This is a genomic window from Stenotrophomonas maltophilia (genome assembly GCF_003970865.1).
GTDB classification, from domain to species: Bacteria; Pseudomonadota; Gammaproteobacteria; order Xanthomonadales; family Xanthomonadaceae; genus Stenotrophomonas; species Stenotrophomonas maltophilia_AR.
In genome coordinates this window covers 83903-93661 of sequence record NZ_RXLZ01000011.1, presented here as the reverse complement: position 1 = coordinate 93661, position 9759 = coordinate 83903, and the positions used below count along the sequence as shown (strand labels likewise).

Here is a 9759-nt window from a genome sequence, read left to right as displayed (position 1 = left end):
CTAAATTTGTGGTTAATCATATTGCTGCTTGTACATGTTGTCTACTGCCATTTTGTTTTTTGCACGCAACGTGGGCATACGGAAGCGGAGGCCGTCTCGTGGGCCCGGAAATGTGTAAAAGAGACAGGGTGCGGGCGGATGACCATGTTTCCTGACGCCGTACCCGCCCCCGACCTGCTGCACGCGCAGGCCTGCCTGATCGATGCCCTCTCGATGTCGCTGCAGATGCGCGACGCCTACACCCGCCACCACTGCGACCGCGTCGGCCTGTTCGCGCAGCGCCTGGCCGCGCACTGCGATCTCGATCACGAGGCCTGTGCGCAGATCGGCCTGGCCGCGCGCTTCCACGACATCGGCAAGATCGGCATTCCCGACGATGTGCTGCTGGCACCGCGCCGGCATACCGATGAGGAGCGCGCGATCATGCGCGAGCATCCGGTGCGCGGTGAGCACATCTTCCTGGCCACCGGCCGCAGCGACGCCGCGCCCGTGGCCCGACTGATCCGCGCCCATCATGAAGCCTTCGATGGCAGCGGCTATCCCGATGGGCTGCGCGGCGAATCCATCCCGCTGGGCGCGCGCATCGTCACCATCGCCGATGCCTACGACGCGATGACCAGCGTGCGCCCGTATCGCGATGCGATGGAGCATGAAACCGCACTGCGGATCATCGAAGCGCAGTCAGGCGGGCTGGTGGATCCCTACGTGCTGCAGCGCTTCCATCGCATGTTGGCGCGGGAGCCCGAGCTGGCCTGAGATGTCCACCAGGCATGGCCTGGCACTACCGGCCGCGCAAAACAAAAGGCCCGGCATTCGCCGGGCCTTTCGCATCACGCATCACGGATGATCGATTACCAGATCACCACGCGCTTGTCGTCGGCACGCACCATCGCGTCGCCGGCCTTGCACTGGAATGCAGCGGCATAGGACGGCATGTTCGACGGTGCACCGTTGGCACGGAAGTTGGCCGGCGCATGCGGGTCGGTGTTGAGGCGGACGCGCAGCTCACCGTCGGTGAAGTTGCGGCGCCACACGGTGGCCCAGTTCATGAAGAAGCGCTGGTCCTGGCTGTGGCCATCAACTTCGACGTTTGCCTTCGGATCTTCCTTCAGCGCCATCTGCAGCGCGTCATAGGCCACGGTCAGGCCGCCCAGGTCGCCGATGTTCTCGCCCAGGGTCAGCTTGCCCTTCACGAACACGCCCGGCACCGACTCATAGCCGTCGAACTGTGCGACCAGCTGGTCGGTACGCTCGGTGAAGGCCTTGCGGTCGGCGTCGGTCCACCAGTTGTCGAAGTTGCCGTTGGCGGCGAACTGGCTGCCCGAGTCGTCGTAGCCGTGCATCATCTCGTGGCCGATGACCGCGCCGATGCCGCCGTAGTTCAGCGCCGGATCGGCCTTGGCGTCGAAGAACGGCGCCTGCAGGATCGCCGCCGGGAACACGATCTCGTTCTTGGTGGCGTTGTAGTACGCGTTGACGGTCTGCGGGGTCATGCCCCACTCGGTCTTGTCCACCGGCTTGCCGATCTTGTCCAGCATGTAGCGGTAGTTGAACGCACGTGCCGCCTGCATGTTGCCCAGGTAGCTGTCACCGTTGGTCTGCAGGCCCGTCCACTCACGCCACTTGTCCGGGTAACCGATCTTCGGGGTGAAGCTGGCCCACTTCTCCAGCGCCTTCTTCTTGGTTTCTTCGCCCATCCACGGCAGCTGCTCCAGGCGCGCCTTCAGCGCCACCGAGAGGTTCTCCACCAGGTGCTGCATGGCCACCTTGGATTCGGCCGGGAACACGGCGTCGACGTACAGCTGGCCCAGGGCTTCACCCATGCCACCGTTGACCGACTCCAGCACGCGCTTCCAGCGCGGCTGCATCTCCTGCTGGCCGCGCAGGGTCTTGCCGAAGAACTCGAAGTTGGCCTTCTCGAACTGGCTGCTCAGGTACGGCGAGGCGTCGTCGATGGTGTGGAAGCGCAGGTAGGCCTGCCAGGTGCTGGCCGGCACATCGGCCAGCATCTTGTCCATTTCACCGAAGAAGCCCGGCTGGGCCAGCGAGAACTTCTGTGCGGCCGGCACCTTCAGGGTGTCGAACAGCGCGGTCCAGCTGAAGTTCGGGGTCAGCTTGTCGGCGTCGGCGGCGCTGAGTGGGTTGTAGCGCTTGGCCGGGTCACGCATTTCGATGCGCGACATCGAGGCCTTGGCCAGGCGGGTTTCAAAGGCCATCACGGCCTTGGCCTGCTCGGCCGCCTGCGCGGCGTCCACGCCGGACAGGGTCAGCACCTGCGCGATATAGGCCACGTAGGCATCGCGGATCTTGGCCTGCGCATCGTCGAAGTAGTAACCCTTCTCCGGCAGGCCCAGGCCGCCCTGGCCGACGTAGGCGATGACGTTGGCCGAATCCTTGTAATCAGCATTGGCGAACAGCGAGAACAGCACGCCCTTGCCCTCGGCCTGGCTGTCGCGCAGGTACTGGGTGATGGCGGCGGTGTCGTTCAGCGCGGTGATCTTGTCCAGCTGCGGCTGCAGCGGCGCCAGGCCGGCGGCTTCGATCTTGGCTTCATCGTTGCCGGTCTTCCAGATGTCACCAATCTTGGCTTCCACCGAGCCGGCCTTGGCCTGGCTGGCGGCGGCCTGCTGCACCAGCGCGTGCTGCACTTCCAGCGAGCGCTCGCGCAGGATCTCGAAGCTGCCCCAGGTAGTCTGGTCGCCCGGCACCGGGTTGGCCTTCAGCCACTTGCTGTTGACGAAGCCATTGAGGTCGGTACAGGCAGCGATGGACGGATCCAGGTCGGCGCTGTTGAGCGAGATCAGCGCGGTCTTGATCTGCGACTGATCGAAGGCCGGCTTGGCGTCGGCACTGGCCGCCGGAGCGGTTTCGTTCTTGCCACAGGCGGCCAGCGAGGCAGCGATGGCGATGGTCAGGCCCAGCGGGACCAGGTTGCGGACGTTCATGAGGCTCTCCTGCGGGTAATTTCACAGGGTAGCCGGGGGAGCCCACGACACGGACCGGCCAAAGGTCACGAGCCCGTAGCGTCGCCAACCCACTGCATGCCGGTATTCTTGTCCTTACGATCACCGGACCTCGCGCCCATGGACGAAGCTGCGCTGCTAGTGGCCCTCGACACCTGTGAGTATCTATTCCTGACGGATATTGGCGAACTGGAGGCCAACTGTCTGCGGCTGGTCATCGACGAGGGACGAGTGACAGGAGAGCCCCGTCGGGTGGATCTCGGCCAGGGACATTCAATCGATGGCGTGCGTGCGATAGAGGTGACGCCCCACTCGCAGCGGTTTGAACTGATCTGGGACCACTACATCAGCTATGCCGTGCACAACGAGTCCTATCAAAGCTGGGACGACTCCGAAGCCTGGAGCGGAAACCTGTTCCGCCGCTACAGCCGTTCGAAGTTCCTCGATTATCTGGACCATGCCACCTTCGCTGATAGCCGTTACCCCGGCCCATTCGCGCACTATCAAGTGATATGCCAGGACCACGTCATCGACATTGCTGCATTGCAGCCGCCGAAGGTGCGCCTGCTGGGTCCTTCGTAGCGGACAGAAGCAGCCACCCATGGGGTGCTCTACTGGGGTGCGGCAGCGGCAGCCGAGCATGGCTCGACGCTACAAAAAGCGAAGGCCGGCATGCGCCGGCCTTCTGCTTCTTACTTCGCCCTACCCTGGTTGGCCACGGCTTCGGCGGCCTTGCGCGCCGCTTCCGGGTCGCCCAGGTAACGGAACGACTGCACGGTCAGATCATCGTTCAGTTCGAACAGCAGCGGGATGCCGGTCGGGATGTTCAGCTCGAGGATTTCCTCGCGCGAGACATTGTTGAGGTACTTGTACAGCGCGCGCAGCGAGTTGCCGTGGGCGGTGACCAGCACGGTCTTGCCGTCCTTCAGCTGCGGTGCGATGGCGTCGTGCCAGTACGGCAGCACGCGATCCAGGGTGGTGGCCAGCGATTCGGTACCCGGCAGCGCGTTGCGGTCCAGGCCGGCGTAGCGGCGGTCATGGATCGGGTGGCCCGGATCTTCCAGCTCCATCGGCGGCGGCGGGATGTCGTACGAACGGCGCCACACCTTGACCTGCTCCTCGCCGTGCTTGGCGGCGGTCTCGGCCTTGTCCAGGCCCTGCAGGCCGCCGTAGTGACGCTCGTTGAGGCGCCAGGACTTGTTCACCGGCAGCCAGTCCTGCTCCAGCTCGGCCAGCGCACCCTGCAGGGTGTGAATGGCGCGCTTGAGCACGGAGGTGTGGGCGACGTCGAACTGCAGGCCTTCCTCGCGCATCAGGCGACCGGCGGCGGCCGCTTCCCGGCGCCCCTGCTCGGTCAGGTCGACATCGACCCAGCCGGTGAAGCGGTTGTCCAGGTTCCACTGGCTCTGGCCATGGCGCAACAGTACGAGTTTACGGGTCACTGCAGGGTCTCCAACGCGAGGAAAGGCAGGCCGCCATTGTAGCCCCGGCCGCCACTCACCGGGCCGTGGCGCCACCCATGCGATGCTGTGACCAATGAATACGGTGATCGACCCCGGACGCTGGGAAGGCAGCGTCGGCGCCGCCCGCGAGCAGCAGATCCAGCTGGCCGGCCGCGTGGAGCGCCAGGACCGCCTGCCACGCAACGTGCGCTGGCTGGCCGGGCTGGATGTTGGCTTCGAGGACAACGGCACCATCACCCGCGCCGCGGCGGTGCTGCTGGATGCGAAGACGCTGCAGCCCGCAGCGCAGGAGATCGCGCGGATTCCTACGGTGATGCCCTACATCCCCGGCCTGCTCAGCTTCCGCGAGCTACCGGCGCTGCTGGCCGCGCTGGCGCTGCTGCCGCGCACGCCGGACCTGGTGTTCGTCGATGGCCACGGCATCAGCCATCCGCGCCGGCTGGGCGTGGCCGCGCATCTGGGCGTAGTCACCGACCTGCCGAGCATCGGTGTGGCCAAGTCGAAACTGGTGGGCCGGTTCGTCGAACCAGGTGCCGAGGCCGGTGCGCATACGCCGCTGCTGGAGGGCGATGAACAATTGGGCTGGGTGCTGCGCAGCAAAGTGCGCTGCAAGCCGCTGTTCGTGGCCGGCGGCCATCGGGTCAGTGCCGATACCGCGCTGGCCTGGGTGCAGCGCACCCTGCACGGTTATCGGCTGCCGGAGCCGACCCGGCTGGCGGATCGGCTGGCCTCGCGTCGGGACGAATGACCGCACCGGGCATTCCCCGGTGCGGCCTTCATCTTCATTCAACGATGCACGTGACCGCGATGGCCCTGCGCGTCCTCGCCGTGGTCGTGGCCCTCATGGCCTTCGTGCTCGCCGCCCTTGGCCGGCGCCGGCTCACCACAGGCTTCGCCGCAGTGGTCCGCTTCGAGCTGCAGTGTCACGTGCTCGATGCCGAAGTCATCGTGCAGGCGCCCGCCCAGCTCACGGCGCAGCGCATCGGCATCGGTGCCGTCGCGCATCACGATGTGCGCGGTCAGCGCCGGGGTGCTGGAGGCCAGCGCCCACACATGCAGGTCATGCACGTCCAGCACCGCAGCGTGGCCGGACAGGCTGTCGCGCACCTTGGCCACGTCCATACCCTTGGGCACGCCTTCCAGCAGCACGTTGATCGCCTCTCGCATCAGTACGTAGGTGCGCGGCAGCACCCACAGGCCGATCAGTACCGCCAGGATGGGATCGATCGGCTTCCAGCCGGTCCACTTGATCAACAGCGCGCCAGCAATCACTGCCACCGAGCCGAGCATGTCCGCCCACACTTCCAGGTAGGCGCCCTTCACGTTGAGGCTCTCGCCGCTGCCGGCCTGCAGCAGGCGCATCGAGATCAGGTTGATGACCAGGCCCGCCGCGGCAATCACCAGCATGCCCGACGAGGCAATCTCCTGCGGCTCGCGGAAACGTCCAATGGCCTCCCACAGGATGTAGCCGGCGACCACGAACAGCATCGCACCGTTGATCATCGCGCCCAGCGCTTCCAGCCGCGCATAGCCGTAGGTGCGACGTGCATCCGGCGGGCGCCGGCTCAGCCGCACCGCGACCAGCGCGATCATCAATGCCAGTGCATCGGTGGCCATGTGCGCCGCATCGGACAGCAGCGCCAGGCTGTTGGTCCAGAACGCGCCCACCACCTCGACAACGAGGAAGGTGGAGGTCAGGCCGAGCGCCCACCACAAGGGTTTCTCGTGGCGGATCTCGGATGGCAGGTGATCGTGGTCGTGGCCCATGGCAACAGCTCCTTTGCGATGGAGGCAGGCTACGCCGACGGCCGTGGGGAAACTATCACGGTGTTTATAACATTGCAGACTGCACGCCGCGGCTCGCCGCAGCTTGCGCCCGTGCCGGGCCACACTATGATGGCCGCATCCCCTCTGGATGGGGAACGGGCAGCCGGATCGCTTCGGTGTTGCTGCCCGCAACGGACACCCAAGCACAAGGAATCCGGAACATGTGGACTACCAAGACTCCCTGGGTCGCCGTCGCCGTGGCCTGCGCGCTGGGCACGGCCGCAAGCGCCTCGGCCAAGACCTGCCAGCAGAACTTCCAGGCGGTAGGCGACCCCCGCAATGGCCAGTTCTTCACCTCCGAGGTCACCCTTCCCGGCCTGAAGCCCCGCAGTGCGCTGGGCCAGCTGCGCAAGGCAGCGCTTGATGAGGGCAACAACTTCGTCAGCGGTGACGTCATCACCGAGACCGAAGGCCAGATGTACGTGCTGCAGACCGACACCAAGATGCCGCTGGTCAGCATCATCACCGCCTCCAATGGCGGCAACGTGGTGGTCGGCACCAAGCTGTCACGCGGGCAGACCGCCAAGGAAGAGGACGCACGCAGCGCGCTGTGTGGCTGGCTGGACAAGCTCAAGACCGGCCCCGAAGGCGAGGCGATCGCCGAAGCCGTGCGTGTTTCCAGCGGTTTCGACAAGCCGATCCAGGCCACCGCGGTCGGCATGTCCACCGAAATGGGCAAGGACTCCAAGCGGCTGCAGCGGGAAATCAACACCGCACCGCTCAGGGCGCTGTTCTCCGGCACCAGCACCCCGCCGGATACCGATGCGATGTACCAGCCGTTGCTCGTCAAGTATTTCGGCCGTCGTTTCGTCATCGATGGCCAGGTCTACACCGCCCAGGCCAACCGCTTTGCCAAGACCTTCGAGGTGGGCTATCTGGTCACCAAGATGAAGGGCATCGGTGGCATCGGCGGGCGCCAGTCGAACGACGACAACAACGCCAACTTCACCGTGCACTGTGCGCTGGCCCCGGATCAGATGGCACTGGGCGCCACCCTGCGCGAGAACGACTGGGTGAAACTGGAAGGCGTGGTCGACAAGATGGACACCGGTGGCGTCCACCTGCGCGATTGCCGGCAGGTGAAGTAACCCCCCAGGCTGCGCCGGGGAACGCCCCGGCGCAGTTCTCATCGGATCAGAACCCGAAACGCAGGCTGGCCCAGTACGCGCGGCCCGGCTCGTTGTAGGTTGCCGCGCCGGCATCGCTGCTGTTGGCCTCGCGGAACAGGCGCTTGTCGGCCAGGTTGTTGACGCCGAAGCCGAAGCTGACCGTCTCGGTCACCTTGTAGCGCGCGCTCACGCCCCAGATGTTGTACGCACCGCGATCCTGCAGTGCGATCGACGGGTCGCAGGTGCCGGTGCAGCGCGGATCATTGTTGATGTTGGTGGTGGCCGGCTTCTGCTTGCCGTAGAACGTGCCGGTCAGCAGCAGCGACAGCTTGTCGGTGGCCTGCCAGTCCAGCATCGTGTTGACGGTGTACTTCGGAATCACCGACAGCGGCTGGCCGGTGCTCTTGTTCTCGTTTTCCACCATGTAGGTGAAGTTGTTGCTCCACTTCAGGCGGTTGCCCTGCTCGCCCAGCAGCGGGATCACCAGGTTACCCTCAAGCCCCTGCACGATCGCCTTGGGTGCGTTCTCCCAGCGGAAGATGCGGCCCTTGGTGTCGGCAGTCAGACCGATCTGGTTGTAGCCGGCCTGGATCTTGTCCTTGTAGTCGTTGTGGAAGTAGGTCAACGACGCCTGCCAGCCGCTCTGCGGTGCCCACTCGATGCCCAGCTCCTTGTTCAGGCTGGTTTCCGCCTTCAGGTCCGCGTTGCCGCGCATGTAGCAGCCGGCGCCCAGGCTCGGCAGTGCATTCGGGCAGCCATTGCCACGGGTGTAGTACAGATAGTCCGGATTGGACTGGTACAGGTTCGGTGCCTTGAATGCACGGGCGATACCGCCCTTCACCACCCAGTCACTGTTGATGCGGAACTGCGCATTGAGGCTGGGGCTGGTGTTGTTGCCGAACTGGCTGTGGTGGTCGAAGCGCAGGCCCGGGGTGACGATCCAGCGCTCACCCAGGTAGATGTTGTCTTCCACGAACACGGCCGTGGTCTGCGCGTCGGACTTGCCGCGTGCGCGATCGGCCGACAGTCCCGGGAATCCGCCGCCGCTGCTGCTGGACTGGCTCATCGAATACGGGTCGGTCAGGCGGCTGTCGAGGTACTCGAAGCCCAGCGTCCAGATGTTCTCGGCACCACCCAGCGTGGTCGGGAAGCTCACTTCGCCGTCCAGCTGGTAGTTGCGCAGGCGCGAGGTCGACCAGTCGGTGCCGTTGAAGCTGCCTTCCGGACCACCAGCCAGGCCTTCGTTGATGCGCGAGTTGTTCACCGCCTCCACTGCGGCCGTCACCCGCGAGGTCACGTCACCCCAGCGGCCGCGGTGGGTGATCGCGCCGGTGTTGCGGTACATGCGGTTGGTCTCGGCCTGCTGCTCGGCCAAGGCCCCCAGATCGATCGGTGTCGAGGTACCGGTGGTGCTGACCGCGCGGTCGCCAGCATAGATGTTGCCCTGGCGGCTGGTGCCGGCTTCGAACTCGACCACCTGGTTGGCGGTCACGTCCCAGCGCAGCAGCGCGTTGATGTCGCGGTTCTTGACGCCCTCGCGGCCGGCCGGCGGCACCGCGTTCGGATTCGTCGCGAAGTCACGGTTGAGTTCCAGCGAATCGGCGTCGGTCTTGTTGAGATTGCCGTACAGGCGGAACGACAGGGTGTCGGTCATCGGCCCGCTCAGCTGCAGGCCGACGCGCTCGCTGCCGCCTTCGGCGCTGTGCTCGGGCACCAGGCCGTACAGGTCGACCGCACCGGTCAGGTCGCCAGTCGGGCGCTTGGTGATGATGTTGACCACGCCGCCAGACGCACCCGAGCCATAGCGTGCCGCCGCCGGGCCGCGCAGCACTTCGATGCGCTCGATCATTTCCGCCGGCACCCAGTTGGTGTCACCGCGGGTATTGCGCTCGCCGCTACGCCCCATGCGCACGGCATCGCGTGCGCCGATGCGCTTGCCATCGACCAGGATCAGGGTGTTTTCCGGGCCCATGCCACGCAGATCGATCTGGCGGTTGTTGCCGTACTGGCCCGAGGCACTGTTGCCGGTCAGGTTCACGCCCGGCATGGTCCGCAGCAGCTCGGCGATGTCATTGGCTGGCGGGCGCCGGGCGATGTCCTCGGCGGTGATGGTCGAGGTACCCAGCGCCTGACGCGCGATCTGCGAGGCGGTGACGTGCACCGTGTCGATATCGGTGGCGTCGGTTTCGGCCTGGGCGGTCAGGGCGCTGCCCGCCAGCAGGGCGGCAACGGCAAGCGCCAGCGGGCGCGGCGAAAGGACAACGGCAGGAGACATGATCAGGACCTTCTGGCAGGGCTACGGGGCCTCTGGCAAAGGGCTTGAGGCAGCGACGAGGGGGGAGGCGGAGCAGTCCTGCAGGCACCTGCAGCCCGTTCCGTACGCGCATTCTCCCACCA

The 9759-nt window shown here is 65.7% G+C and carries 8 protein-coding genes; 4 read left to right on the top strand and 4 right to left on the bottom strand.

Going from position 1 to position 9759, the window contains the following annotated elements:
- The first annotated feature begins 138 nt into the window (after nt 1-138).
- Nucleotides 139-756, top strand: coding sequence for an HD-GYP domain-containing protein (locus EKL94_RS05760; RefSeq protein WP_126928349.1), 618 nt, complete (start codon nt 139-141; stop codon nt 754-756).
- A gap of 95 nt (nt 757-851) precedes the next feature.
- Here the strand turns inward: EKL94_RS05760 and EKL94_RS05755 are convergent, their stop codons facing one another.
- Nucleotides 852-2945, bottom strand: coding sequence for a M13 family metallopeptidase (locus EKL94_RS05755; protein WP_126928348.1), 2094 nt, complete (start codon nt 2943-2945; stop codon nt 852-854).
- 138 nt (nt 2946-3083) lie between these two features.
- Here EKL94_RS05755 and EKL94_RS05750 point away from each other — a divergent pair, with 138 nt between their 5' ends.
- Nucleotides 3084-3545 carry a hypothetical protein gene (locus tag EKL94_RS05750; protein WP_100448097.1) on the top strand — a complete coding sequence of 154 codons (462 nt, stop codon included), beginning with the start codon at nt 3084-3086 and terminating at the stop codon, nt 3543-3545.
- A 110-nt stretch (nt 3546-3655) separates the two neighbouring features.
- Here EKL94_RS05750 and gpmA read toward each other — a convergent pair whose 3' ends face one another.
- Nucleotides 3656-4405, bottom strand: a complete 750-nt coding sequence (gpmA, locus tag EKL94_RS05745; protein WP_126928347.1) for a 2,3-diphosphoglycerate-dependent phosphoglycerate mutase — start codon at nt 4403-4405, stop codon at nt 3656-3658.
- A gap of 94 nt (nt 4406-4499) precedes the next feature.
- On the opposite strand from gpmA, the gene nfi reads away from it, so the two are divergent.
- Nucleotides 4500-5174: a deoxyribonuclease V gene (gene nfi / locus EKL94_RS05740; protein ID WP_126928346.1), complete on the top strand. Its 675-nt coding sequence runs from the start codon at nt 4500-4502 to the stop codon at nt 5172-5174.
- Nucleotides 5175-5212: 38 nt separating this feature from the next.
- Here the strand turns inward: nfi and EKL94_RS05735 are convergent, their stop codons facing one another.
- Nucleotides 5213-6193 (bottom strand): cation diffusion facilitator family transporter, encoded by a 981-nt coding sequence (locus EKL94_RS05735; protein WP_099554730.1) that lies wholly within the window; start codon nt 6191-6193, stop codon nt 5213-5215.
- Nucleotides 6194-6414: 221 nt separating this feature from the next.
- On the opposite strand from EKL94_RS05735, the gene EKL94_RS05730 reads away from it, so the two are divergent.
- The gene (locus tag EKL94_RS05730; protein WP_126928345.1) at nt 6415-7341 is read left to right on the top strand and encodes a hypothetical protein; all 927 of its coding nucleotides are present in this window, start codon (nt 6415-6417) and stop codon (nt 7339-7341) included.
- 46 nt (nt 7342-7387) lie between these two features.
- On the opposite strand, the gene EKL94_RS05725 is transcribed toward EKL94_RS05730, so the two are convergent.
- Nucleotides 7388-9637, bottom strand: a complete 2250-nt coding sequence (locus tag EKL94_RS05725; RefSeq protein ID WP_126928344.1) for a TonB-dependent siderophore receptor — start codon at nt 9635-9637, stop codon at nt 7388-7390.
- Nucleotides 9638-9759 lie beyond the last annotated feature (122 nt).

What these genes read in the sequence shown, in the direction of transcription:
- EKL94_RS05760 (WP_126928349.1), top strand. Translation starts at nt 139, where the DNA reads ATGACCATGTTTCCTGACGCCGTACCCGCCCCCGACCTGCTGCACGCG.
- EKL94_RS05755 (WP_126928348.1), bottom strand. Translation starts at nt 2,945, where the DNA reads ATGAACGTCCGCAACCTGGTCCCGCTGGGCCTGACCATCGCCATCGCT.
- EKL94_RS05750 (WP_100448097.1), top strand. Translation starts at nt 3,084, where the DNA reads ATGGACGAAGCTGCGCTGCTAGTGGCCCTCGACACCTGTGAGTATCTA.
- nfi (WP_126928346.1), top strand. Translation starts at nt 4,500, where the DNA reads ATGAATACGGTGATCGACCCCGGACGCTGGGAAGGCAGCGTCGGCGCC.
- EKL94_RS05735 (WP_099554730.1), bottom strand. Translation starts at nt 6,193, where the DNA reads ATGGGCCACGACCACGATCACCTGCCATCCGAGATCCGCCACGAGAAA.
- EKL94_RS05730 (WP_126928345.1), top strand. Translation starts at nt 6,415, where the DNA reads ATGTGGACTACCAAGACTCCCTGGGTCGCCGTCGCCGTGGCCTGCGCG.
- EKL94_RS05725 (WP_126928344.1), bottom strand. Translation starts at nt 9,637, where the DNA reads ATGTCTCCTGCCGTTGTCCTTTCGCCGCGCCCGCTGGCGCTTGCCGTT.